The organism is Flavivirga spongiicola (assembly GCF_030540825.1).
Taxonomy (GTDB): Bacteria; Bacteroidota; Bacteroidia; order Flavobacteriales; family Flavobacteriaceae; genus Flavivirga; species Flavivirga spongiicola.
In genome coordinates this window covers 615731-640652 of sequence record NZ_JAUOEO010000001.1, presented here as the reverse complement: position 1 = coordinate 640652, position 24922 = coordinate 615731, and the positions used below count along the sequence as shown (strand labels likewise).

At 30.8% G+C, this 24922-nt stretch carries 25 protein-coding genes; 13 read left to right on the top strand and 12 right to left on the bottom strand.

Annotated elements, in window-relative coordinates; translation table 11 throughout:
• Positions 1-309: 309 nt before the first annotated feature.
• From Q4Q47_RS02410 to Q4Q47_RS02395, 4 genes are all read left to right on the top strand, one after another.
• On the top strand, positions 310-1077 hold the full coding sequence (locus Q4Q47_RS02410) for a YHYH protein (protein WP_303305060.1): 768 nt from the start codon (positions 310-312) through the stop codon (positions 1075-1077).
• Positions 1078-1146: 69 nt separating this feature from the next.
• Positions 1147-1647, top strand: a complete 501-nt coding sequence (locus Q4Q47_RS02405) for a toxin-antitoxin system YwqK family antitoxin (RefSeq protein WP_303305059.1) — start codon at positions 1147-1149, stop codon at positions 1645-1647.
• Entirely contained in the window at positions 1644-2276 is a 633-nt protein-coding gene (locus Q4Q47_RS02400; protein WP_303305058.1) for an SCO family protein, read from the top strand. Before Q4Q47_RS02405 ends, Q4Q47_RS02400 begins: the two co-directional genes overlap by 4 nt.
• 275 nt (positions 2277-2551) lie before the next feature.
• Complete coding sequence (locus tag Q4Q47_RS02395; RefSeq protein ID WP_303305057.1) at positions 2552-3622, top strand: WD40/YVTN/BNR-like repeat-containing protein; 1071 nt, start codon at positions 2552-2554, stop codon at positions 3620-3622.
• A gap of 133 nt (positions 3623-3755) precedes the next feature.
• On the opposite strand, the gene Q4Q47_RS02390 is transcribed toward Q4Q47_RS02395, so the two are convergent.
• The 7 genes from Q4Q47_RS02390 to Q4Q47_RS02360 all read right to left on the bottom strand — a co-directional run bounded on the left by Q4Q47_RS02390 (position 3756) and on the right by Q4Q47_RS02360 (position 10986).
• Positions 3756-4205, bottom strand: a complete 450-nt coding sequence (locus Q4Q47_RS02390; protein WP_303305056.1) for a sensor of ECF-type sigma factor — start codon at positions 4203-4205, stop codon at positions 3756-3758.
• Between the two features lie 11 nt (positions 4206-4216).
• The gene (locus tag Q4Q47_RS02385; RefSeq protein ID WP_303305055.1) at positions 4217-4714 is read right to left on the bottom strand and encodes a hypothetical protein; all 498 of its coding nucleotides are present in this window, start codon (positions 4712-4714) and stop codon (positions 4217-4219) included.
• A 36-nt stretch (positions 4715-4750) separates the two neighbouring features.
• Positions 4751-5293 carry an RNA polymerase sigma factor gene (locus Q4Q47_RS02380; protein ID WP_303305054.1) on the bottom strand — a complete coding sequence of 181 codons (543 nt, stop codon included), beginning with the start codon at positions 5291-5293 and terminating at the stop codon, positions 4751-4753.
• Between the two features lie 463 nt (positions 5294-5756).
• Positions 5757-7589, bottom strand: coding sequence for an ABC transporter ATP-binding protein (locus tag Q4Q47_RS02375; RefSeq protein ID WP_303305053.1), 1833 nt, complete (start codon positions 7587-7589; stop codon positions 5757-5759).
• Entirely contained in the window at positions 7589-9319 is a 1731-nt protein-coding gene (locus Q4Q47_RS02370; protein ID WP_303305052.1) for a phospho-sugar mutase, read from the bottom strand. Before Q4Q47_RS02370 ends, Q4Q47_RS02375 begins: the two co-directional genes overlap by 1 nt.
• Positions 9320-9464: 145 nt before the next feature.
• Positions 9465-10412 carry a glycosyltransferase family 2 protein gene (locus tag Q4Q47_RS02365; RefSeq protein ID WP_303305051.1) on the bottom strand — a complete coding sequence of 316 codons (948 nt, stop codon included), beginning with the start codon at positions 10410-10412 and terminating at the stop codon, positions 9465-9467.
• A gap of 40 nt (positions 10413-10452) precedes the next feature.
• A complete protein-coding gene (locus Q4Q47_RS02360) occupies positions 10453-10986 on the bottom strand; it encodes a DUF4199 domain-containing protein (RefSeq protein ID WP_303305050.1) in 534 nt (177 codons plus the stop codon).
• A gap of 158 nt (positions 10987-11144) precedes the next feature.
• On the opposite strand from Q4Q47_RS02360, the gene Q4Q47_RS02355 reads away from it, so the two are divergent.
• From Q4Q47_RS02355 to Q4Q47_RS02340, 4 genes are all read left to right on the top strand, one after another.
• Positions 11145-11396: a type B 50S ribosomal protein L31 gene (locus Q4Q47_RS02355; protein ID WP_102757447.1), complete on the top strand. Its 252-nt coding sequence runs from the start codon at positions 11145-11147 to the stop codon at positions 11394-11396.
• Positions 11397-11564: 168 nt separating this feature from the next.
• Entirely contained in the window at positions 11565-12740 is a 1176-nt protein-coding gene (locus Q4Q47_RS02350; RefSeq protein WP_303305049.1) for a GlmU family protein, read from the top strand.
• Positions 12741-13003: 263 nt separating this feature from the next.
• Positions 13004-13921 carry a TolB family protein gene (locus Q4Q47_RS02345; RefSeq protein WP_303305048.1) on the top strand — a complete coding sequence of 306 codons (918 nt, stop codon included), beginning with the start codon at positions 13004-13006 and terminating at the stop codon, positions 13919-13921.
• 111 nt (positions 13922-14032) lie between these two features.
• Positions 14033-14734, top strand: coding sequence for a lysoplasmalogenase family protein (locus Q4Q47_RS02340; RefSeq protein ID WP_303305047.1), 702 nt, complete (start codon positions 14033-14035; stop codon positions 14732-14734).
• On the opposite strand, the gene Q4Q47_RS02335 is transcribed toward Q4Q47_RS02340, so the two are convergent.
• Genes Q4Q47_RS02335 through Q4Q47_RS02325 form a run of 3 tightly spaced genes read right to left on the bottom strand, consistent with a single transcriptional unit; the run spans position 14721 to position 19304 of the window.
• Complete coding sequence (locus tag Q4Q47_RS02335) at positions 14721-16346, bottom strand: ABC transporter substrate-binding protein (RefSeq protein WP_303305046.1); 1626 nt, start codon at positions 16344-16346, stop codon at positions 14721-14723. The genes Q4Q47_RS02340 and Q4Q47_RS02335 overlap by 14 nt on opposite strands.
• Before the next feature lie 29 nt (positions 16347-16375).
• Complete coding sequence (locus Q4Q47_RS02330) at positions 16376-18136, bottom strand: hypothetical protein (RefSeq protein ID WP_303305045.1); 1761 nt, start codon at positions 18134-18136, stop codon at positions 16376-16378.
• A 10-nt stretch (positions 18137-18146) separates the two neighbouring features.
• Positions 18147-19304 (bottom strand): ATP-binding cassette domain-containing protein, encoded by a 1158-nt coding sequence (locus Q4Q47_RS02325; protein ID WP_303305044.1) that lies wholly within the window; start codon positions 19302-19304, stop codon positions 18147-18149.
• A 137-nt stretch (positions 19305-19441) separates the two neighbouring features.
• Between Q4Q47_RS02325 and mtaB the strand changes: the two genes are divergently transcribed.
• Complete coding sequence (mtaB, locus tag Q4Q47_RS02320; RefSeq protein ID WP_303305043.1) at positions 19442-20767, top strand: tRNA (N(6)-L-threonylcarbamoyladenosine(37)-C(2))-methylthiotransferase MtaB; 1326 nt, start codon at positions 19442-19444, stop codon at positions 20765-20767.
• 110 nt (positions 20768-20877) lie between these two features.
• Positions 20878-21381, top strand: a complete 504-nt coding sequence (locus Q4Q47_RS02315) for a hypothetical protein (RefSeq protein ID WP_303305042.1) — start codon at positions 20878-20880, stop codon at positions 21379-21381.
• A gap of 148 nt (positions 21382-21529) precedes the next feature.
• On the opposite strand, the gene Q4Q47_RS02310 is transcribed toward Q4Q47_RS02315, so the two are convergent.
• Positions 21530-21826 carry an N-acetyltransferase gene (locus Q4Q47_RS02310; protein WP_303305041.1) on the bottom strand — a complete coding sequence of 99 codons (297 nt, stop codon included), beginning with the start codon at positions 21824-21826 and terminating at the stop codon, positions 21530-21532.
• Between the two features lie 192 nt (positions 21827-22018).
• Between Q4Q47_RS02310 and Q4Q47_RS02305 the strand changes: the two genes are divergently transcribed.
• Positions 22019-22684 carry an alpha/beta hydrolase gene (locus Q4Q47_RS02305; protein WP_303305040.1) on the top strand — a complete coding sequence of 222 codons (666 nt, stop codon included), beginning with the start codon at positions 22019-22021 and terminating at the stop codon, positions 22682-22684.
• Between the two features lie 36 nt (positions 22685-22720).
• A complete protein-coding gene (locus Q4Q47_RS02300; protein WP_303305039.1) occupies positions 22721-23647 on the top strand; it encodes a lytic transglycosylase domain-containing protein in 927 nt (308 codons plus the stop codon).
• Positions 23648-23833: 186 nt separating this feature from the next.
• Here Q4Q47_RS02300 and Q4Q47_RS02295 read toward each other — a convergent pair whose 3' ends face one another.
• Entirely contained in the window at positions 23834-24409 is a 576-nt protein-coding gene (locus Q4Q47_RS02295; RefSeq protein WP_303305038.1) for a tetratricopeptide repeat protein, read from the bottom strand.
• Between the two features lie 298 nt (positions 24410-24707).
• Between Q4Q47_RS02295 and rpmH the strand changes: the two genes are divergently transcribed.
• A complete protein-coding gene (gene rpmH, locus Q4Q47_RS02290) occupies positions 24708-24869 on the top strand; it encodes a 50S ribosomal protein L34 (RefSeq protein WP_013751688.1) in 162 nt (53 codons plus the stop codon).
• Positions 24870-24922 lie beyond the last annotated feature (53 nt).

Here is a 24922-nt window from a genome sequence, read left to right as displayed (position 1 = left end):
ACGCAAGGTTTTAAAAAGAAACGCATCTAAAAAGGTAAATCTCAAAATAAATCAATGAAAATTAAAAGAAGGGCCTTAATCATTAGTATTTCATTTTTTACAATAGTGTTGCTTATCATGAATATTATAATTATTTATTCGTCGTATAAAGAACATAATGGAGAGAGTATATTAGATAAAGGTCGTCTTTATAGATTGCCTAACTAAAGATTAAGAGTAAAATTAAGCATATACCTTAACGCGGTATTATTTGAGCTGATTAATTAAACCTTATATTATTAATACGAGTCTAAAATAAAATTGAAACTTATGAAAAATTTAAAAAGCCTATTAATTCTACCTTTATTAGTTACTATTATTTTTATAGCATGTTCCAATGGAGATGATTCGACTATCATGGCAGAAGAAGAACCAGCCGATACAGATTATGATATAAGTGCTATTCTTTCAAAATTTGAAGGTACTGGGTTGTCTTATGCTGTAAATGGAAACTCTGTGACATTTACAACACAAGATTTGCCCAATCACACAAGTCCATATTGGCCAACAAATAACCCATTATATGAAGCTTATAATGGTACAAATTCAAGTTGGAATCAAAACCCAAATGAAATTAGCGAGCAAAATATAGTCTTTACAATGTCGCTAAATCCAGCGGAGGCTTCAAATAAGCAAGCAACAGGTTTAGGCCCCATAGGTATTTCAAGAAATGGTGTGGTATTTTTTAATCAGTACGCCGGACCAGATCAGCCATTAACAAATGAGATTGATTCATTTGACCAATGGTTGGGACACCCGCAACGTACAGGACAATATCATTATCATATTGAACCTACCTATTTGACACAGCAGTTTGGAGAAGATGCCTTTTTAGGGCTTTTAGCTGATGGATTTCCTGTCTATGGCCCCCTTGAAGATGGGGAAACGATTACTAATGATGATTTAGATATCTATCATGGGCATACATCAGCTACTGCAGATTTCCCTGATGGTATCTATCATTACCACGTTACAAGTCAAGACCCATATATTAACGGGAATGGTTATTTTGGAACCCCAGGAAATATTTCAAATTAGGTGTTAAGTAAATTAGGGTGTATAATTTTTTTGGTTGGAGCTTTGTATGCCTGCGATACCATAAACTCAATGGGGATTATTGAAGCATCAGACTCTAATTTAAAGCTTGATAATGGTGTTTTATTATATAAAAAAGCACCATTTACTGGGAATTTGCAAACGTATTATATTGACAAAAATTTAAAATCTGATATTGAATATGTGGACGGTAGAAAAGAAGGTTACGAAAAACATTGGTTTAAAAATGGCTCAAATTCAATAGAACGTTATTATACAAAGGGATATAAATCTGGAATTCATAAAGCTTGGTGGAATGATACCATTCTTAAGTTTGAATATCATTTTAATGAAAAGGGCCAATATCATGGTATTGTTAAAGAATGGTATAAAACCAAGCAATTGTATAAAGATTTTAACTATTTAAATGGAAAAGAAGTTGGTCGTCAACGCCTTTGGAAATCTGACGGTACTATGAAAGCAAATTACGAAGTAGTTAATGGGGATAGATTTGGATTAATAGGTTTGAAAAAATGTTATACAGTGACAACAAATAGCGACGAAGTTAAATGAGGTATTCTATTTTAGTAGTATTAGCTTTTATTATGATATCCTGTAAAGATAAACATGCGGATAGTAATGAGGTAGTACGATTACCCTATTTTAACAGTGCAGACTTTACTCCCGAATGGGGTAAAGCAACGCATAAAATTCCAGCGTTTTCTTTTACAAATCAAAATGGAGAGACTGTTACTAATAAAACTTATAGGAACAAGATTTATATAGCCGATTTCTTTTTTACTAGCTGTCCTGGCATTTGTCCAAAACTTACCAAAAATATGGGTAATCTTCAGGAGGCGTACAAAAATGATAAGGATATTATGTTACTCTCACATACGGTCATGCCTTGGAAAGATTCGATTCCGGTTTTAAAAGACTATGCTACAAAGAATCATATAAATGTTGTAAAGTGGCATTTAGTAACGGGCGATAAAGATGCACTTTATAATATTGCAAGAACGGGTTATTTTGCTGATGAAGATTTTATAAAAACACAAGATGAAAGTGATTTTATACACACCGAAAATTTTATTTTAATAGATAAACAAGGGGCTATACGAGGTGTCTATAATGGCACTTTAGAAATTGATGTAGATCGTTTAAAACGGCATATAGAGATTTTGAAGAAAGAAACTTATTAAAAAACTCTTATCGCGATGACTTCAAGAAATATTCCATAAGGCTTTACGGGTTTATGCCGTTTCTTATCTCGATATGTGTTGTACATAAAGAACTGGTATTAAATACAAATATTTGATTGATAATTATTTTATTGTAAAGTTTCGTGATTCTTCATGAAGCTTTTTTATTTTTATAGAAATTTAAATTTTATGAAACATGCATAGCTAAAAGTTCGATACCCAAGAACTATGATTATTATGTTACGTGACAAATAAAAAACAATAGATATAAACACATGAAAAAAGTATCTGTATTATTAATAGCAATGATTGTCTTTTTAGGGTTTAAAAAGAGTCATTTATTTGAGTCTCGAAAAATTAATAGTGTTGAAATAAAAACGATTATAAAAGACTCGCTATTAAATGTAAGAGCTTTAGAAATAATTGAAAACACAAACTTTTTTGCTTTTTTAGATTCTAATGGAAACATGGGAGCTGTATCAATGGACGAAAGTGAAAACGCTGAAAGAAGTGTAACGTATCCTGTTAAGGTTAAGAGTGATTCGGTTACGCCTAATTTTAGGGCTTTAGCTGGAAACAGTAAGCATGGATATGGCTTAAGTATAGGTTCTCCTGCTTTATTGTTTAAACTAGATATGGGAAAAGATACCATTGTATATCGAGAAGATCATCCTAAAGCTTTTTACGATTCTATAGATTTTTGGAATGCCAAAGAAGGCATTGCCATTGGAGATCCTACTGATAATTGTATGAGTATCATCATTACACGGGACGGCGGACAAACATGGAACAAATTATCATGTGATTCTTTACCAAAAGCAAAAGAAGGGGAAGCCGCTTTTGCTGCCAGTGATACTAATATTGCTATCGTTGGGGATAATACTTGGGTTGCTACAGGAGGAAAATCAAGTAGGATTTTATATTCACCCGATAAAGGAAAAACTTGGGAGGTTTATAATACCCCCATAGTTCAAGGTTTAGAAACAACAGGCATGTATTCTGTTGATTTTTATGATGCCCTTAACGGTTTTGCTATTGGTGGCGATTATACAAAACCAAATGATAATTCGGCCAATAAAATAAAAACAGTTGATGGCGGTAAAACTTGGGAGTTGGTTGCTCAAAATGAAAACCCAGGCTATAGAAGTTGTGTACAATATATCCCAAATAGAGCAGGGAAGGAGCTAGTTGCTATTGGGTTTAAAGGGATTGATTATAGTAACGATTCTGGGAATTCGTGGAAACATTTAAGTGATGAAGGGTTCTATACTATTCGATTTTTAAATGACTCGATTGCTTATGCAGCAGGCGCAGGAAGAATATCTAAATTAACTTTTAGAGAATAGAAGAGATTCTCTAAAAAGTCTAAATTCAGTGTCATTGCGAGGCATGAAGCAATCTGTAAAACACTGAAAACCGGCAAAAAATTGCCTCACTTTATTCGCAATGACGGCAACTTTAATTTTTTAGATAGCTTTTTTATTTTCCACCTCTTTTTTGATACCCTTTGTTTTTAAAACGTTCTAACATTTTTCTTTTAAAATCATCTTCTGCCATTTTTAATAAAATTACTTTTTTCGGAGGTATGATTTTTAACAATTTAGTAGACAACTCCATACGCTGTTCATGGAGTGTACTTTCAGCTTTATTTAATTTAGTAATTAAATCTTTGGCTCTTTTATCTGTTAATGTATTAATATTTCTTCTAATTTCATGGCGGATACTTCTAATATCTTCATGCCTTATTTTAGAAGTGACATTATAGTAGTTGTTATAAATTGGCCAGAATTTCTGAGCTTCTTGCTCAGTTAAATCTAATTTTTCTGTAATAAATGAGATTTTAAGCGTTTTTATTTTCTCTCTATTTTGCTGAGCTAAAATATTTAGCGAAAAGAAAAATAGTAATATGGGGAATATGATTTTTTTCATGTGTCTATGCTTTATTCAATAATGATATCTTCTACATCAATATTATCTAATATATAGATTTCTACGGTTTCTTCTTCTACTTGATAATCTATAAAGTTTTCTTCTAACAAGTCTTCTTCAGATAGGAGTGCTGCAATTTCATAGGAACCAATATTTTCATTCATAATATAGTTTTCAACTGTTTCAAAATCTAAAGAGTTAAAAGTTGGTTTATTCTCAAAAATTGAAAGATTGAATAAAAGTAATACAGTTGCAGCAATACCAGATATATAAATTAGCGTTCTTTTTCTAAATAAAGGGATGACTTTTGTAGATGTCTTTGTTGAAACTTTGTCTATAATGGCATTTTCCAAAGTGTTAAAATAGTCTTCAGGCAATTTAAAACCAGAGTTGCTTGACATTTTTTTAAGTTTTATATCACTTAAAATAACATCTTCTAAGGCGTTAAAATAATCATCTGGAACTTTAAATCCAGTTTCTTCAATGTTATGTAGTTTATTATGTTTCATTATCTTATTAATAAGACTTGTGATTTTAATAAAGGTTTAATCTTTAGTTAAATACGCTTCAATTTTCTTAACAGCGATATGGTAGGATGCTTTTAACGCACCTTCACTAGTTTCTAGAATATCAGACATATCTTTATACTTTATGTCTTCAAAATATTTCATATTAAACACTAACTGTTGTTTTTCCGGTAATGTAGCAATAGCTTTTTGTAATTTTAGTTGAATAGTGTCACCTTCAAAATAGACATCTGATGTTAAATTGTTTATTGCTAATTGTTGCATTTCTTCATTTGTAACTTGTAATCGCTTAGCATTTTTATTGATAAATGTGATTGATTCATTAGTGGCAATCCGGTATAACCACGAAAACAATTTACTATCCCCTTTAAAGTTATGAATGTTTTTATAAACTTTGATAAAAGTATTTTGGAGTACATCATCGGTATCATCATGCGACTTTACGATATTACGAATGTGCCAATACAAACGTTCTTTGTAAAGCGTAATGAGTGCTCTAAAAGCTTTGTCCTTTTGATTTTCTGACTTTAATTGTTCTAATAGTTGTGTTTCGTCGATCACAAAAACTGTTTAGTCTTTAGACTAATAAATATACAGAAAGTTTAAACTTTATTTTTTGATTTTATTACAAAATTGTAATATTTTGATAATCAATATATTGTATTAAAAAACATCGATTAAATGTATAAAAACAACGATTAAATACATTTTCTCTTGGTTTAACCCGTTTTTTGTTTTATGTTTGTATCAGAAACCTACTTATGTTGTTAGTCGTCCCCAAGTCTACCAACGAACAAAAAAAGGATAGAAACCCAAATCTCTATCCTTTTTTTATTAGTGAAACTCAATTTTGAAAAGCTGCGAAGCAATATATTCAAAATTGTAAGTTGAACTAATTCCGCTTTTTGAGCGGAATCTTGCGTTTAAGTCCCTCTAATACTTAAGAATTTTTAAAACCATTTTTTATATAATGTCTTGTGAGTTTGCTCCAAGGTAGTTTAGTTTCTTTTTAGTAGTTATTATATTATCCAAAACTTTGCATCTCTACTAGTTTGTAGTAAACGCCTTTTTTACTAATAAGATCTTGGTGCTTGCCTTGTTCTACAATCTCCCCTTTCTTAAGAACTATTATTTCATCTGCATTTTGAATAGTAGATAATCTATGAGCAATAACAATAGAAGTTCTGTTTTTCATCATGTTTTCTAAAGCCACTTGTACAAGTCGCTCGCTTTCAGTATCAAGAGCCGAGGTTGCTTCGTCTAAAACCATAACAGGAGGACTTTTAAGAACTGCCCGAGCAATACTTAACCGTTGTTTTTGACCGCCAGAAAGCTTATTCCCGGCATCTCCAATATTCGTGTTAATGTGTTCTGGTAAATCTTGAACAAATTCCCAGGCATTGGCTATTTTTAAAGCTTCAATTATTTGTTCATCCGTAGCTTCGTCATTACCCAATTTCATATTGTTTTTAATACTATCATTAAAAAGAATGGCGTCCTGAGTTACAATACCTAATTGAGCACGTAAAGAGCTTATCGTTAAATCACGAATATCTAAACCATCAATTAAGATTTGACCTTTATTTACATCATAAAAACGTGTAATTAAATTAGCGATAGTTGATTTTCCACTACCCGATTGTCCAACTAGTGCTACTGTTTTACCTTTGGGAATGGCTAGCGAAAAGTTTTTTAATACATATTCGTTTTCATATTTAAATGAAATATTATCAAATACAATATTGGTATCAAATCCTTTTTTATCAATGGCACCTTCTTTGTCTTTTAAAGGATTTTCAGTATCAATAATTTCCTGTATCCTTTCTGCTGCTGCACCACCTTTTTTTATGTTATACAAACCTCTTGAAATGGCTTTTGCAGGCGTTAGTACATTATAAGATAATCCCATATATACAATAAACATACTGTCATCTAGATTCGTAGAAGTGCCGCTTAATACAAGGTTTCCTCCATACCATAAAATAACTGCTATGATACAAATACCTAGAAACTCACTAGTTGGAGATGCCAGGTTTTGACGATTGAGTAATTTATTCGAAAAGTGATAAAAACGTGAGGTAGATTCTTGAAACCTGTCGTTGAATTTTTCTTCTGCGTTAAATCCTTTTATAATGCGTAACCCCGTTAAGGTTTCTTCTAATGTGGAAAGAAAAGTACCTTGTTCTTTTTGTACACGGTCTGATTTTCTTTTTAAACTTTTACCAATTTTGGAAATAACAAATCCCATTACTGGAATAAAAATAAACACAAATAGAGTAAGTTGAGGACTTATATAGAGCATAACAGCTATAGTAAAAATAATTGTAAGAGGTTCTCTAACAATAAGCTCTAAAACAGATAAAAAAGAATATTGTAAATCTAAAACATCGGCGGTAACTCTAGCCAGTATATCACCTTTTCTTTTTTCCGAAAAAAAAGAAAGTGGTAACTCTACCGTTTTTCTATAAACTTTATTCCTAAGATCCCTTATAACCCCATTACGTAAGAATACCAGAAAATAGTTTGCGAAATAACCCGAAATATTCTTCAATAAGAATACTGTTAAGATTAAACAAACGACAAAAACCAGTGCTTTTGAACTATCGCCACCTGTAAAATAATCCATTTGAAACGCCAGATATTTTTTAACAAAATCTCCTATTTCCAATAATCCTGACCATTCTGGTTTTACCGTTGGTACATTTTGATTTTTACTAAAAATAACATCCAACATGGGTTTTAAAGCCACAAACGATAATGTACCAAATAGCGCAAAAAAAATGTTACAGATTATATGCCCAATAGCAAAGGATTTATACGGCTTTGCATACCGTAATATATTTAAAAAATGATTCATTAATTAAGTTTCATGTCTTTTAAAATGGCGTCTATTTTTGATTCTAGTTTCGCTTCTGTATCATTAAAAGCATCCACAGATTCTAAATGATCATTTACACTAATGTAGAATTTTATTTTAGGCTCTGTTCCACTTGGTCTCAGCGCTATTTGGCTACCATCTTCTGTATAATAAATTAATACATTCGATTTTGGAATGTCAATAGTGTTTTCTTCACCAGAAATCATGTTTTTGGTAATAGATAATTGATAATCTTCAACTTTTACTACTTTCGATCCATTGACTACGGTTAATGGGTTTTCGCGAGCATCAATCATCATTTGTTTAATTTCTTCAGCACCTTCAATACCTTTTTTAGTTAGAGAAACTAAACGCTCTTTATAGAGCCCATGTTCAACATATAGTTTAATAAGTTCACTATAAAAAGAACTTCCAATAGCTTTAGATTGAGCAGCTATTTCACAAGCTAAAAGTGTTGCCGTTACGGCGTCTTTGTCTCGAACAAAATCACCGACCATAAAACCAAAACTTTCTTCTCCACCACCAATAAAATCGAGTTCGGGAAAATCCTTTATTAATTTAGCAATCCATTTAAAACCTGTTAAAACAATTTTGCTATCTACTTTATAAGCTTCAGCAAGTTTATTCAACATAGGTGTAGATACTATGGTGGAGGCAATAAATTCTTTTCCTTTAATTTTCCCTTCAGATTTCCATTGTTTTAGCAGGAAATCAGTCATCATCAACATGGTTTGGTTTCCGTTAAGTAGCTGTAATTTATTTTCAGAATTGCGAACTGCAACACCCAATCTATCACAATCGGGATCTGTTCCTATAACAATATCACCATTTACTTTGTCAGCAAGTTCTAATGCCATTTTTAATGCTGCGGGTTCTTCCGGGTTTGGTGATGCTACCGTTGGGAAATCACCATCAGGAGCTTCTTGTTCCTTTACGATATGAACATTTTTGTACCCAGCTCGTTTTAAAGTTTCAGGAACTGCTGTAATCGAAGTACCATGAAGTGATGTAAAAACAATATTTAAATTGTTTTTGGCTTCTTGCGAAACACCACAATTTCCATTTTCTACTGAAGCATTAATAAATACATCATCAACATCTTTTCCTATATAATGAATAAGATCGTTATTAGCTTCAAATTTTATATCGGCATAATCAAGATCATTTATAATTTGTATTACAGCATCATCATGAGGAGGTACTAATTGCCCTCCATCTTGCCAGTACACTTTATATCCATTGTATTCCGGCGGATTATGTGAAGCGGTTAAAACAATACCGCAATGACAGTTTAAATGCTTAACAGCAAAGGACAATTCTGGTGTGGCACGTAAATCTTCAAATAAATAAACTTCAATATTATTGGCCGAAAAGACATCGGCAACAACTTTTGCCAGTGTCTTACTGTTGTGTCTACAATCGTAAGCAATAACGGCTTTTAGGCTCTCATTTGGAAATGACTTACGTAAATAATTGCTCAATCCCTGAGTGCTCTTTCCAAGGGTATATTTGTTTATACGATTGGTTCCAATACCCATGACACCACGCATACCACCGGTTCCGAATTCTAAGTCTTTATAAAAACTTTCTTGAATATCCTTTGGGGTATTTGCAATGCTATCTTTAATGAAAGTTTGTGTCTCATCATCAAAAGTTGGTGTTAACCACGCATTTATTCTATCTAAAATCTTGGGTTCTATATAAATCATATGTCAATTAAATAAGTGCAAAAATAATCAATTAGTCAGATAATATCTTCGTTTTTTCTACCGAACTAAAATTTAACAACGCAAACGTTTTAGTATTTTATAAGGCTTTAGAAGATTGCATTTTAGGGAAAAACAATAATTCTAATTAAAAGTTTAGCTCATTTTTAATAGAATAACGTTTTTTACCTTGTTTGGTACGCAAAATAATTTCACCTAAAAAACCAGCAACAAAAAATTGTGTACCAATGATCATGGTCGAAAGTGCAATATAGAATTGAGGTCGTTGCGTGATAAGCCTGCCTGTTGGATTTAAAAATAATTTATCTATACCCAGATAGAACGAAAACCCAAGGCCTATAGTAAACATAATAAATCCTAAAGCACCGAATAAGTGCATAGGGCGTTTGCCAAAGCGAGATAAGAACCAAATGGTAATTAAATCTAAAAAACCATGAATAAAACGATTCATTCCAAATTTTGTTTCACCATATTTTCTAGCTTGGTGCTGTACTACTTTTTCACCGATTTTTGTAAACCCGGCATTTTTAGATAGTACAGGAATGTAACGATGCATTTCACCGTTGACATCAATATTTTTAACAACGTTTATGCGGTATGCTTTAAGACCGCAATTAAAATCGTTTAATTTTACACCGGAGGTTCTTCTAGCGGCCCAATTAAATAATTTTGATGGTAAATTTTTGGCAATAACAGAATCGTAACGTTTCTTTTTCCATCCGGAAACTAAATCGAAACCATCATTTATAACCATGTTGTAGAGCTCTGGGATTTCATCAGGGTTATCTTGTAAATCCGCATCCATAGTGATTATAACATCTCCTTTTGCTTTTTCAAAACCAGCGTGAAACGCTTGTGATTTTCCGAAGTTTTTAAAAAAACGAATCCCTTTTACATGCTTGTTTTGTGATGCTAATTGAGAAATAATTTGCCAAGAGTTATCTGTACTGCCATCATCAATAAAAATAATTTCATATGAAAAATGATTGGATTGCATAACTTTTGTAATCCAATCATGTAATTCAGTTAAAGATTCTTGTTCGTTTAGTAGTGGTATAACTACAGATATATTCATTTAAATATTTTCTAAATTCAATAATCCAAAAATACTGAATTTATTCTGTGTCTGGATTATTTTTTTTCATTACTGCAGCAACTATTAATCCGATTATGGCAAAGAATACTAAGCTTTGGGCTAGTGATTTAAATTGAGCTCCTAAAGAGAAAGTATCTTGATTCTCGATTTGTTCAACGCTTTCCGCTATCGCTTCAAGGGGAGCATTCATTCCTCGCATAAAATTTTCGGTATTAGTTATTAGGATTTCCTTTGTTTCTATTGCAGCATCAGGATCAATAAAATTAAAAATAATAATTGAGACCAATGTACTAACAATTACTCCAATAGCTACGGTTATAAAGAACGAAGAAAAAGCTTCCTTAAAAGAAAGAAACCCATCGAATTTTCCTTTGATTTTTGAAGTTGAAATAATTCCGAAAATTATGATTGATAAGGGTAAAATTAAAAGCATAACCCAATAATTCACTAATAAGCCTAGGTTAATAGCATAGCCTATGAGTGTAAATAAAGATAAAGCTATACCTAAATATAAGCCATGATTTATGGCAATTGACTTTAAAGATTTTTCCATAATATTTTATTTAAAATGTTAGTTGACTTGTTAGTACTCAAATATAATAAAACGTTACACAAGAGGTTGAAATAAAAAACAATAAAAAATATTGTCCATTTATAAAAAATACTTAAATTTGCAGCTCCAAAATTGTAAAGAATAAAAAGCACTTAGCGATGAGAAAAGGTATACATCCAGAAAATTATAGATTAGTAGCATTTAAAGATATGTCTAATGATGATGTGTTTTTAACGAAATCTACAGCAGATACTAATGAAACAATAGAGGTTGATGGTGTTGAGTATCCACTTGTTAAAATGGAGATATCAAGAACATCACACCCATATTACACTGGTAAATCTAAACTAGTAGATACTGCTGGTCGTATTGATAAATTCAAAACTAAATACGCTAAATTTAAGAAATAAGATTAGCTTAAATATAATTTAAAGCCTTTCAGAATCCTGAAAGGCTTTTTTTTATGTCTTTATTTTAGTGTTCTCGAACACAACGACGACCTGCCATTTTAATTGGTAAAATGCGCTATAAATGCAGGTTCTATTGTCTATATTTGGCGCTTAGAAATTAAATAAAAAATGAATTACATTCTTTTTGATGGACCGTCTCGTAACAATTTGTTACCATTTACATTCACCAGACCTGTAGCAGATATTAGAGTTGGAATTTTAACCATTCGTGAAAAGTGGGAAACTTTTTTAAAGACAACAACTACTACGATTACAGAAGACTACTTGTCTGATAAATATCCAATGATAGAAATGGAAGAAAATGTGATGATTAATGCCTCTTGCCTTCCAAACTTAGAATTGGTTGAAATGATAAAGGGTTTAAAAGAAAATCAAGCCATTTTTAAGGACGAAGCTATTATTGCCTTTTTTGCTAAAGAAGCACAGGACGATATTGACTTTGACCGTTTTGAAACATTTGAGTTTAGAGAAAGTATTATAAAAATTGAAAATACTTGGGATATATTTTCTAAAAATGGTGAAGCTATTCAGGAAGATTTTAACTTAATTACAAAAGATAGAATATCGCAACCCATACCATCGAGTAATAATATTATAGCTCCAGAAAATATTTTTATAGAGGAAGGAGCTACATTGGAGTTCGTGACGCTTAACGCCAGTACAGGTCCTATTTATATTGGAGAAAATACTGAAATAATGGAAGGAACCACCATACGAGGTTCTTTTGCTTTGTGTGAGCATGCTGTAGTAAAAATGGCTGCAAAAATTTATGGACCAACAACAGTTGGACCTTATAGTAAAGTTGGTGGAGAGATTAAGAACTCTGTTTTGTTTGCTAACTCAAATAAAGGTCATGAAGGCTATTTAGGAAATTCTGTTTTGGGAGAATGGTGTAACATGGGGGCAGACACGAATACTTCTAATTTAAAAAATAACTACGCAGAAGTACGTTTATGGAACTATGAAACTGAAGGCTTTGCTAAAATAGGGTCACAATTTTGTGGGCTAATGATGGGCGACCACAGTAAATGTGGTATCAATACAATGTTTAATACAGGAACAGTTGTAGGGGTAAGTGCCAATATTTTTGGTAGTGGATTTCCAAGAAATTTTGTGCCAAGTTTTAGCTGGGGTGGTAATAGCGGCTTTACAACCTATTTAACTAAGAAAGCATTTGAAGTAGCAGATGTTGTTATGTCTAGGCGCAAAGAGGAATTCACTAAACAGGATCGAGCTATTTTGGAATATGTATTTGAAGAAACTAAGAGATACAGAAGGGAATAATACCTAGCAAATTTTAAAATAACATTAATAAATTCATTTATATCGCGCATATATATCATAATAAACATGTACTCGGCTTGACTGGGTATAGAACAGTAGCCTTATGCTATGCTTAGATTTTATTATTCATCTGTGAACGCTATATTCTAAAATATTTTAACATGATTTTAAAACCCATTTGATATCATTTAGTAGTACCGCAATAAGCAATTGTAATAGATTTGAATTCAAATGGTTATATTTGTTTATAGCACACTGCTTTTATGCTAAAGTTATTTTATTATATAATCTTTTTAATTGGACTGATAAGTTTTTCTCAAACTAAAGACTACAGTGTTACAAACGTAGAAATTAATACAGAATACCCGCATTTTGGTTTGATGCAGATTAGTGATTCAAGAATTATTTTTACTTCATATTTATTAGATAAAAAAGGGAGGTTAAAGCGATTTGAAGGTAATCCTATACTGACCATTTATGAGGGCGATTTTTCAGAAGGAGGCCATATAGTTAATGTGAACCCCGTACAAATAGATCCAAAACAAAATATATCCCATATTACAAGTGCCACTATATCTCCAGATGGAAAGCACATTTATTTAACTACCAATTATACTAGAAAAAATATGCCGAAAGGTAATTTTAACGAAGCTAATTTTCATATTACTGTAGGCGAATATAAAACAGGTTTAGGCTGGACTAACTTTAAAGTATTGCCATTCTGTAAACTTAAATATTCTTATGCGCATCCTGCTTTAAGTAAAGATGGAAAAACTTTATATTTTACAGCTAACATTAGAGGAGGTAAAGAGACTACAAGAGGTGGTTCTGATATTTTTAAGGTAGATATTCTAGATGACAATACTTATAGCGAACCAAAAAATTTAGGAAGTAAAGTCAATTCTTATAGTCGAGATATGTTTCCTTTTATAAGTGCTGATAACACATTGTATTTTGCGTCAAATAGACCCAATGGTTTTGGTGGATTCGATATTTATAAAAGTACCATGAATGCTGACGGTACTTTTGAAAAAGCTGAAAAATTACCACAGCCAATGAATAGCAAACAAGACGATTTTTGTTTGATTATTGATGCCGAAAATAAAACAGGCTATTTTTCCTCGAAACGTCCAGAGGGTAAAGGCGATGATGATATTTATTATTTTATACAAACTAATTGAATTTCGTTCTATTTGAAGGGAATTGGCAATGTGATCCTATTTTTCTATATTAGCTAAGGTTTACAGCTTTTAAAGTATGTAAATTTTTATCATAGCCCTAAAAGATAAACAGTGTTACATATTTTAAAAAACGAAAAAAGAACCAGTATAATTTTCTTTGTTATATTGACTATAGATATTTTAGTTAAACTAAATCTTAGTTCTTTTCCATATCGATATGTCTCCAAACCACCTTTAATACTACTTTTGTTTTTTTATTACTATTTTAATACTACTGAGAAGAGAAAGAAAAAAAAGCTATGGGTAATTTTGGCATTGTTTTGCTTTCTAATAGGAGATGTCCTTGTTATCGAACATACTAATATTATTTTTTTAAGTGCCAGTTTACTTTTTTTCGCTTTAGCAAAAGTCTTTTTAAGTTTACGGCTTTCTCATAGATCAGATTTTAATATTATAAGACTGATTCCCTTTTCTGTAGTGATATTTTCTTACACAGTTTTTATAGTGAGTTTTCTTTACACTAGCTTAAAGAGTTTTTTTGTACCGGCATTACTTAGCTTTTTTATATCACTATTACTTATTCAATTTGGTTATATAAGAAAAGATGTTGTTGATAGAGTTAGCTATTTATATGTGTTTTTTGGGATTATTTTTTATATGCTTTGTGAGAGTATGATGGCTATAAAAACGTTTAAAATGGACTTACCAATGCAAGATATTTTAATTATGTTGTTTTATGGTATTGCTGTATATCTCATTATTTTTGGAATTGTAAAAGAGCGTAAAAAAGAGGATGATGTCAGTTCTTTTTAACCCGTCTTAAGTCTAGTAAATTAATAGGGTTAATACCAAGTCCAGAAACATTTTTTCTTGTAAAACGAACGACTTCATCATAGAATAAAGGTACCATAATGGCGTTTTGCATAGCTAGAGAATCCATAGTTGTATATAAATGTTTTCTTTCTTCAATGTCTGTAATAGTAAAGGCTTTATTGTATAAACTATCTAATAATGTGTTTTTAAAATGAAAATAGTTTGAACCGTTAGGCGCAAAGTTTTTACTATAGAATATCGATAAATAGTTTTCGGCGTCCAGATAATCTGCAATCCAAGAGCTTCTAAACATATCAACCTTCCCATTTGATCTGGCTGATCTTAAAGTTGCTTCTGGCATAACATCAACATGAATCACTAACCCTGTTTTCTGAAGTTCTCGTTGTATAAATTCACAAAAACTGAGATAATTGCTTGTTGTAACTAACGTGATTTCCGGATTTGCAATACCGCTTTCTTCTTTAAACTGCTTTACCAATTGTTTTGCTTTTTCTGGTTGATAAGAAAAACCAATGGATTTATTGTAACCAGCCAAGCCCATGGGAATAAAACCGCCATTGGCAGGATTGCCAATACCATTACGTAAATAGATCATCATTTTTTTTCGATCAAACCCATAATTAATTGCTTTCCTTATTAATTCAGATTGTATTTCAGGAGTTTTAGAATCTAAATAGAACCCCAAATATTCTGTATTTAAATAGGGACCACGAATCATATTAACAGTCTCAGCATAGGAATCACGTAAGCGTCCATCTGCGGTTAACAGCTCATCTTTATATGATGCGTCTAAGCCAGATACAAAATCTATATTGCCTTGTGCAAATTGTAAAAACTCACTTTGCTTATCAGGTAAGAAAGTAAGTGCTACAGCCTCCAAATATGGTAATGATTTGCCAGTTTCGTCTTTTTCAAAATAATATTGATTTTTTCTAAATACAAGTTTGATGTTTTCTTCCCAACGCTTAAATTTAAAAGGCCCTGTACCAATAGGGTGGGACCTGAATTCAATGCCATAATGTTCAACAACTTCTTTTGGGACAACCGAACAATATTTCATGGTTAATAAGCCTATAAAGGCAGGGAATGGTTGCTTTAGGGTAATCTGAAAAATGGTATCATTAATAGCTTCAAAACCATCTACCTTATTTAAAACCCAGCTTCCAGGAGCTGCAATTTTTTCATCTTTTAAACGATGGAGGCTATATTCAAAATCCTCGGCAATAACTATTCTGGTAGAATCCTTTCCAAATAATTCATGCTTGTGGAAATAGACGTCATTCCGTAATGTAAACTTGTATGTTAATCCATCGTCCGATGTATCCCAGCTTTTTGCTATACATGGAAGAATATTCAAATCACTATCTAATTGTACTAAACCATTGAATAATTGATTGCAAACCGAATTATCCTGTAAAGTTCTAGAAAAAGCAGGGTCTAAGGTATTTATGTTTGCATATTCATTATATCTAAAAACTAAATGATCTTTATTTGTCTGTGCTTTATCTGAACATGAATTTAATAACAAAGTAACGTATGTTATAAATGAGTAAGATACTAAGTATTTGATATTAGTTTTTACTAGTTTCATTTAAAAGTAAATAGTTTAATATTAGTAATTTATCCTTCGGGTAAAGCTTTCCATTTTTTAATCACACCAGAATAAATATAAATAAATAGTAAATTTATTATGAATAGAATATAACTCCAATATATACCTATACTTTTCAATAAATTAAAACAGTCTTTGTTATGAGTATAGAAGGAATAATTTCTAATACATGCATCAGATTGATGTAAAGATATTATTGTAATTATTAAAAAAACATAAAGTACAAACCCAATAATAGAGATGTTTAAACAAATAGCTACAATGAGTTTTTTTATTCTTTTTGCATAGAATATAGGAATAGATAAAATGATAGTGCTCAATATAAATGTTAAGTACGATGCAAAATACTGGGTGTTTTCTTGATTGTATTTGTTTACATATGTATAAAAAACGGTTAGTAACGTTACAAATACGACTAATATACCAATACTTATAATTGTAAAGAGCAACGGTTTTAATCCAGTGCTTCTAAACATAAATACTAAAGCAGAAAAAAAGAAAGCAAACCATATAAAAAAATGTATACTTTCTGAAAAGGGATTACTTTCTTTTATATCTTCAATATTATCAAAGACTTTGTATAGGGAATCAGTGTCTAAATAATAATCTGTAATATGCTTTTTATAAAAATCAGCCATTGCAGTTTTAGGCTCAACAGCTTCAAATTGTATTTCTCCTTTAGGTTTATCCCTAATTAGTTTTTTCAATTCGAAGTTGTCATTTGGATGATAAACCATGTTAAACCAGTCACCCGTGGTTAGGTTATGTTCAATTTCATATGCATCACTAATCATTAAAAAATCAGCCAGTATTTGTTTAATTTCATCAGAGTTATTTCGATTCAAGAGGTCGTAACCCGCCTTATTCCAAAGGGCATTGTTTTTAGTAAAATCCTGCTGATAATTATAGTATTCATATTCATTATATTCGTTGTGACCATATTGGATATTATCATATTTCAACCTCTCCTTTTTTGATAGATAGAATATTTTTGAATAATTGAAATAGTTGGGATTGGTAGTTTGTACAAAACTTGAAGCATCAAAAATAGAATCTTTATAAAAGTAAGTCCTAATCGTATCTTTTGTTTTGTAAAATACAAACCCTCTATAGGTTGAATCTGATAATTCTTGATATAATGCTCCTTCCTTTTTGTAGAGTGTGTAAAATCTATATTTATAATCTAAGAAACTTAAGTATAAACGATCGTTGTCCCTATCTGATCCTTCATAAGTTTCACAATACAATGTGTTGAATGGATGTGGGTATCTCCGCTGATTAATTGTATAATCCTCAATGCTTTTTGAAAAAAATAATGCAGCAGCATTGGATACTGCAATTTCTTTTTCTATGCTCTTATCATCATATTTGAATGAGATATAAGACTTAACCCCAAAGTTATATGAAATATAAAATGTTGTAGATAAGAAAGTTATTATTAAATAAATTAAAAATTGTTTAAATAATTTTAGTTTTGATGTTGGATAAAAGTTTTTAAAAGCATTATTCTTAAATAGAAAAATAAGCCAGATAACAAGTATTAAGATCGATAAAATAATACTTATAAAGATGGTGCCATTCTCAAAGAAAATAGATTTAGCTCCATATTCATGTAAGATTTCAGGATTAGTGATGGCTAAGAGCCCAAAAATAAAGAATAAAATATGTAAAATTAGTGAGGCTGATGCGACCCAAAATAATTTTGTATTCCAAATTATTGGGTGATTTTCTAGTAAATATTGATTGGTTTTATATATGAATTTTTTCATTGATTTGGCTTTAAGAAACAAAGAAACGTCTTGTGGATTTTGTTATGTTACGCGTATATATAACATCTATTTTGTGCTTTCCTAAAGTTTCAAGAACTAATGGGAAAGCTATCTCATTAGGGAAATAAGCAACAAAGACACCTCCATTATAGATTAACTTTTCAAGGCTTAAATCAGCAAAAATTTGTTTGAGTTTATCTCTTTCACAATGACAATCAATTTCTACTATTAAATGACTTTTAGTATTTGTAATGGCTTCTTTATCTTCATGCTCTTTATGTCTGCCGTTTTTAAGATATATGACCTTATCAGATACTTTTTCTACTTCATACAATTGCTGGGAACTCAATATTAATGCGATAGGGTTATTTATAGAATTACAAATAGATTTTAAATCTTCTAAAATAACCTGCTGGGCTAGTACATCCAGATTAGCTAGTGGTTCATCTAAAAGTAATAATTCAGGTTGTCTTAATAACGTTCTAGCTAATTCAAAACGCATTTTATATCCGGAAGATAATTCGTTCCATTTTAAATGTTTATAATTCCATAAGCCAAAACGAGCAATCATCATTAAAACTCTCGTTTCATTTTCCTTGGGACTCATACCATAATTTGATAAAACGAATTTTAAATTATCTTTAAGACTACCGTACCATTTTTGAGTTCGTTGTGGAATATATACCAAATTCGAACGTAAATCATAGTCATTATTAAATCCCTTATCAAAATTAAATTCTAAACTCCCTTCGTTGTGTTTCAGTTCTTTAGCTAGAATTCTTAATAATGTTGTTTTGCCATTTCCATTTTCTCCAACTAATCCATAAACATCACCTTTATGAATATTAATAGAAACAGGGCCCAATGTAAAGCGATTATTGCCATAACTTTTAATAATATTTGAACCAGTTACAACGGTTTTTTTAGTGTTATAATCTTCAATGGAGATTTTAGCAATTTTATTTAGAGTCTGAAGACTTCTTTTTATGAGTTCATCTTCTTCATCCGGGAATTTTTCTTTCCAATCGGTGAGTTCTATAACCTCATTGTAAATATCTAAGTTTTGAGTATCTATAGCACAGTCCATAAGTTTTCGATACCCTAAAAAAGTGTCTTTGTTTTCAAAAAAAGTAACCACTTCTTTAATTCTCGCTTCTGCTCTTGTCATTTGTTATTGTAGATTAGTTCAAGTCTTCGCACTTAGATTGTATTACTTGTAGCAATTATGTAAATTTGCAGGCTTTTAAGTTAGAAAACAAGTAAATATAAATACATTTCCATCGTAAAGGAAATGAAAAAGAATAAATGAATAAAAAAGTCGCATTTTATACTTTAGGTTGTAAACTGAACTTTTCAGAGACATCAACTATTGCCAGAAATTTTACAGATGAAGGTTTTGACCGTGTGGATTTTTCTGAAAAAGCGGATATTTATGTGATTAATACCTGTTCGGTTACCGAGAATGCAGACAAACGTTTTAAAACGATTGTGAAACAAGCTCAGAAGTCAAATTCAGATGCTTTTGTTGCAGCAGTAGGATGTTATGCACAATTAAAACCTCAAGAATTGGCCGATATAGATGGTGTTGATTTGGTTTTAGGAGCTACTGAAAAATTCAAAATAACAGACTATCTGAATGATCTTTCTAAAAATGATTTTGGAGAAGTACATTCTTGTGAGATAGAAGAAGCCGATTTTTATGTAGGGAGTTATTCTATTGGAGATAGAACGCGCGCTTTTTTAAAAGTTCAAGATGGATGTGACTATAAATGTACCTATTGTACTATACCGTTAGCTCGTGGTATTTCACGAAGTGATACGATGGGAAATGTCTTAAAAAATGCTCAAGAAATTTCTAAGCAAAATATAAAGGAAATTGTGCTCACTGGTGTTAATATTGGCGATTATGGTAAAGGGGAGTTTGGTAACAAAAAGCACGAACATACTTTTTTGGATTTAGTTACCAAATTAGATCATGTTGAAGGTATTGAACGATTAAGAATTTCGTCTATCGAACCTAACCTTTTAAAAAATGAAACGATTGATTTAGTATCTAAGTCAAGAGCTTTCGTACCTCATTTTCATATCCCATTACAATCTGGTAATAACGAGATACTTAAAAAAATGAAACGTCGCTATATGCGCGAACTGTATGTAGATCGCGTTTCTAAAATAAAAGAAGTAATGCCTCATGCTTGCATAGGTGTAGATGTTATTGTAGGTTTTCCTGGAGAAACAGATGAACACTTTTTGGAGACTTATAATTTTTTGAATGCATTAGATATTTCATATTTACATGTATTTACATACTCTGAGCGTGATAATACAGAAGCTGTAGAAATGAATGGGGTAGTGCCTAACAATGTAAGAGGTAAGCGAAGTAAAATGCTGCGAGGTTTATCGGTTAAAAAACGTCGAGCTTTTTATGAAAGTCAAATAGGTACTACTAGAACGGTATTATTTGAAAGTGAAAATAAAGAAGGGTACATTCATGGGTTTACCGAAAACTACGTAAAAGTAAAAACACCTTGGAATCCTGAATTAATTAATACATTACACCAGGTGGGTCTTACCAAAATTGATACAGATGGTTTAGTAAGGTTTGAATTTGTAAAAGTGTTTTCAAGTTAGAAAACCATAATTGTCTTACATATTAGCCAGAGTTTTACTCACTTTAACTTATTTATTGTGCAAATAAAACTGCACACTATACATTTACAGGGATTAATCATGCCCCAAATATGAGTAAATTACTTTTTATTTTATGTTTTGTATCATTATTGCTTACAAGTTGTTCCAGTGAGGATAATGATGATCTGTCAATTGTAGGCACATGGAAGCTCACAGCTTGGGATGTAGCAGGCGGATTTGATATCAATAAGGATGGCACGGTTAGCACTAACATTTTAGATGAAATTGAATGTGCTAATAATGAAACTTTAATTTTCGAACCTAATGGTGTTGTGTCTTTAAATAAAACCTTTAATCCAGATATTGATATTGCTTTATTGGAGGGAACTACAGATGAATATGCGTTTAGCGTAACATGCGATCAGCAAGGTATTATTGGTTTTGCAACAACATATTCTCAAAATATTGATACAGTTATATTTAATGATAGAGAGTCTATTATAATAGGAAATCAATTATTTAGAGTGGTTAAAGAGTCGATAACTGTACATAACGAAGATTTTACGGAAGTATTGACTACTAAAGATTTAACATTAGTTTATACCAAGCAATAAGTAATTAATCATACAGCGATCGTATAAATAAATATGCGATTTAATACAAAAGGTATCCATTATCCCTTAAAAGATAAATTCAGAAAATAAAAAATCCGCAGCCATTAGCTTCGGATTTTTTATTATTTGTTTTTTTGTGTTTCAAAAATTAAATTCTTACTCCAACAGGAAGCATACGTTTGTATTTTCTATTGCTTCTTACAAACTTAGCTATTTCAGGGCTTGTAGGTACTACACTTAAATTGCGTTCTTCAATTTGTTCGAAAACAGCTACTAGGAATTCTTTGCTAAATTCCTGATCTTTAATGCCTTCAGGTATAATTAGCTTTGTTAGAAAAATCTTTCTTTCTTGTAAAGAGTATTCAATTTTAGCTAAATGGTCATCAATTTTTATTTCAAACTGACGTAAAAAATCGTTATCAATTAGTTCTGCAGCTTCAACCATAGTAGTTTTTGTTTTATTTCTTAGGAATCTTAAATAGTTGAGTACTATTTATTATAACTTTGTTTTGCAAAAGTACAAAAAATATTTATCAATCTAAAGATAAAACAAGGTTAATGCCTTATAAAATAAACCGTTAGAATAAGTTTTATTTAAATTTAGAGAACAATTTTATTAAATTCTATTATAATAGAAATGGATGAAGAAATAATACATGTTTATTTAATGCCAGGAATGGCAGCGAGTCCCATAATTTTTGAGTATATAAAATTACCAGAAAATCAATTTAAGATTCATTGGCTTGAGTGGGTGTTACCAATTAATGATGAGTCTATTAGTGATTATGCATTACGAATGATCAATAATATAAAGCATGAAAATATTGTGCTGCTTGGTGTGTCATTTGGAGGTGTTTTGGTTCAGGAAATAAGTAAACATATACACGTTAGAAAACTCATTATAGTATCTAGTGTTAAATCAAAGCACGAATTACCTAAGCATATGGCGCTAGCCAAAAAAACTAAGGCCTATACCTTAGTGCCAACACAATTGGCTAGTAATATTGATTTACTTGCAAAGTATGTTTTTGGTAGCAGTATAAAAAAACGTATAGATTTATATAAAAGATATTTATCTGTTAATGATAGTAAATATTTAAGTTGGGCTATTAAACAAATGGTTTGTTGGAATCAAAACGAAAATCTATCAAATATTGTACATATTCACGGAGATAAGGACGCCGTGTTTCCTATTAAGAATATAACAAATTGTATCACCATAAAAAATGGGACACATATTATGATTATAAATAAATATAAATGGTTTAATGAGAATTTACCACATATAATTTTAGAAAACTAAATAAAAAATTTTACCTTTAAGCAAAACTTATTAAAAATGAAGATAGCACAGAAACTATTAGCGTTTGTGGGATTATTAAGTTTGTCAGCCCTATTTATTTATGCCTTACAAGACGCTCCAACGGATGAAAATTTTGAAAAAAAATTAATTAATGATTATAACGTTTATGCATTACAAGTCCCAGATGATTTAAATTTTGCTGGTGAACCAGTGCCGCTTAAAAATCCTGATATTTTAGAGCGAATGGATAGAGAATTATTAGTTAATACGTATTGGCAATCTAACGGATTGTTGATGTTTAAACGTGCCAAAAAGTATTTCCCAATTATAGAACCTATTTTAAAAAAACACGGTATTCCTGACGATTTTAAATATTTAGCAGTTATAGAAAGTGGTTTAACAAATGCAGTGTCTCCGGCCGGAGCTAGAGGTGTTTGGCAAATTATGAAAGTTACAGGTAAAGAAAATGGTTTAGAAGTTAATGCAAATGTTGACGAACGCTATCATTTAGAAAAAGCGACCGAGGTCGCATGCAAATATTTATTAAAATCTAAAAAGAGATTAGGTTCATGGACATTAGCAGCAGCAGCATATAATGCTGGTAATGCAGGTGTTTCTAGAAAATTAAAAGAGCAAAATGTTTCTAGTTACTATGATTTACTACTTATTGAGGAAACGGGGCGTTATATATTTAGAATAGTGGCATTAAAAGAAATTTTATCAAACCCTGCTAAATATGGTTTTAATTTTAGAGAAAAGGATTTATATAATAATGTTCCTACGTATAAAGTTACGGTAGATACAGCGGTAACCGATTTTTCTAAATTTGCAGAAGGATTTGATATTAATTACAAAATATTAAAACTTCATAACCCTTGGTTACGAGAATCACATTTAAATAATAAAACAAAAAAGTTATATACAATTGATATACCTAAAAAGGGGTATTATGATGTACAATAACTACTAAGCCATGGACTGTTCATAGGTTTGTTTGGCAGACAGACTGAAAGTCTGCTTCGTGAAATGAGGAATATCATTTGAGAATTCACTATAATGAATTTGTAATTAGTGGCAGAAAATTTTTTAGAAACTGAAAGCGAAATAGACTAAAGTACACAGTTTTAACTAAATTTGAAACCAATAATATTACCCTCTTCTTTTCTGTGATCTTAAAGAACCACCACTACCATAATGTTGATTAGGCATTTGTGAACGTTTCATATTTTGTTTCATCATTTTTATCTGATCAGTCAGCATACCCTGTTTATCTAGTTTTTGAGCTTCAGATAGTAGTTTTTGAGCTTCCTGCTTTCTACGTTTAGAAAAGGCAATACCAGATAAATTTAATTTTGCCATGGCCAAATCATGATCCATAGATAATCCTAAAGAAATAGCCTTTTTAAAATATTTTTCGGCGTCATTCATATTACTTTGGGATACCATAATACCATGCAAATAATTATAATACCCTTGCTGTTTTTTTACAAGAGCAGATTCAGGATTTTTAATTTTGTTAAGCCATTTTTTTGCGCCGTCAAAATCTTGTTTACGTAATCTTAAAAAAGCTAATAAAATAAACTCATTTTTAAAATAAAGGAATACAAAAATTAAAGAGAGGAGTATAAGCATTATACCATTGCCTATGTAACCTTCAGTAAATTGATATACAGCATAAGCAATGATGCCAGCTGCTATAATTAGTTTTATAATTTTATTGTACATTTTAATAAGTTTACAATGTGAATAGACGCTATTTTTATATGTAAATAAGGTCTTTTATGTTTTAGATTGCAAAGAAACTAAATTTTTATTAAAAGTAACTCATAGATATTTAACAAAAAGGGAGTGATTAGCCCAAAGAAACAAAGGTGTGGCCGGAATATTTTAATCAAAAAAATAATTAAAAAATATTTTTTTAAAAATGGTTTGCAAAGTAATAAAGGCTTTGTATATTTGCCCTCGGTTTTGGAGGATGCCCAAACTATAGAAAAATACAATTCAGATTTAAAGATACAAGATAATGAGTAAAAGAACATTTCAGCCTTCTAAAAGAAAGAGAAGAAACAAACACGGTTTCAGAGAAAGAATGGCTTCTGTCAATGGTAGAAAGGTATTAGCTCGTAGAAGAGCTAAAGGAAGAAAAAAAATATCTGTGTCATCTGAAACAAGACATAAAAAATAATGATTAACAATTGTTGATAATTTAAAGGTGTTACTTAAGTGTAACGCCTTTTT

Bases quoted from the DNA above. Each gene is read 5' to 3' on its own strand.
- Q4Q47_RS02330 (WP_303305045.1), bottom strand. From the start codon at position 18,136: ATGAAAAAATTCATATATAAAACCAATCAATATTTACTAGAAAATCAC.
- Q4Q47_RS02375 (WP_303305053.1), bottom strand. From the start codon at position 7,589: ATGAATCATTTTTTAAATATATTACGGTATGCAAAGCCGTATAAATCC.
- Q4Q47_RS02385 (WP_303305055.1), bottom strand. From the start codon at position 4,714: ATGAAACATAATAAACTACATAACATTGAAGAAACTGGATTTAAAGTT.
- mtaB (WP_303305043.1), top strand. From the start codon at position 19,442: ATGAATAAAAAAGTCGCATTTTATACTTTAGGTTGTAAACTGAACTTT.
- Q4Q47_RS02360 (WP_303305050.1), bottom strand. From the start codon at position 10,986: ATGGAAAAATCTTTAAAGTCAATTGCCATAAATCATGGCTTATATTTA.
- Q4Q47_RS02395 (WP_303305057.1), top strand. From the start codon at position 2,552: ATGAAAAAAGTATCTGTATTATTAATAGCAATGATTGTCTTTTTAGGG.
- Q4Q47_RS02300 (WP_303305039.1), top strand. From the start codon at position 22,721: ATGAAGATAGCACAGAAACTATTAGCGTTTGTGGGATTATTAAGTTTG.
- rpmH (WP_013751688.1), top strand. From the start codon at position 24,708: ATGAGTAAAAGAACATTTCAGCCTTCTAAAAGAAAGAGAAGAAACAAA.
- Q4Q47_RS02345 (WP_303305048.1), top strand. From the start codon at position 13,004: ATGCTAAAGTTATTTTATTATATAATCTTTTTAATTGGACTGATAAGT.
- Q4Q47_RS02315 (WP_303305042.1), top strand. From the start codon at position 20,878: ATGAGTAAATTACTTTTTATTTTATGTTTTGTATCATTATTGCTTACA.
- Q4Q47_RS02410 (WP_303305060.1), top strand. From the start codon at position 310: ATGAAAAATTTAAAAAGCCTATTAATTCTACCTTTATTAGTTACTATT.
- Q4Q47_RS02325 (WP_303305044.1), bottom strand. From the start codon at position 19,304: ATGACAAGAGCAGAAGCGAGAATTAAAGAAGTGGTTACTTTTTTTGAA.
- Q4Q47_RS02370 (WP_303305052.1), bottom strand. From the start codon at position 9,319: ATGATTTATATAGAACCCAAGATTTTAGATAGAATAAATGCGTGGTTA.
- Q4Q47_RS02350 (WP_303305049.1), top strand. From the start codon at position 11,565: ATGAATTACATTCTTTTTGATGGACCGTCTCGTAACAATTTGTTACCA.
- Q4Q47_RS02335 (WP_303305046.1), bottom strand. From the start codon at position 16,346: ATGAAACTAGTAAAAACTAATATCAAATACTTAGTATCTTACTCATTT.
- Q4Q47_RS02305 (WP_303305040.1), top strand. From the start codon at position 22,019: ATGGATGAAGAAATAATACATGTTTATTTAATGCCAGGAATGGCAGCG.
- Q4Q47_RS02390 (WP_303305056.1), bottom strand. From the start codon at position 4,205: ATGAAAAAAATCATATTCCCCATATTACTATTTTTCTTTTCGCTAAAT.
- Q4Q47_RS02355 (WP_102757447.1), top strand. From the start codon at position 11,145: ATGAGAAAAGGTATACATCCAGAAAATTATAGATTAGTAGCATTTAAA.
- Q4Q47_RS02310 (WP_303305041.1), bottom strand. From the start codon at position 21,826: ATGGTTGAAGCTGCAGAACTAATTGATAACGATTTTTTACGTCAGTTT.
- Q4Q47_RS02405 (WP_303305059.1), top strand. From the start codon at position 1,147: ATGGGGATTATTGAAGCATCAGACTCTAATTTAAAGCTTGATAATGGT.
- Q4Q47_RS02365 (WP_303305051.1), bottom strand. From the start codon at position 10,412: ATGAATATATCTGTAGTTATACCACTACTAAACGAACAAGAATCTTTA.
- Q4Q47_RS02400 (WP_303305058.1), top strand. From the start codon at position 1,644: ATGAGGTATTCTATTTTAGTAGTATTAGCTTTTATTATGATATCCTGT.
- Q4Q47_RS02295 (WP_303305038.1), bottom strand. From the start codon at position 24,409: ATGTACAATAAAATTATAAAACTAATTATAGCAGCTGGCATCATTGCT.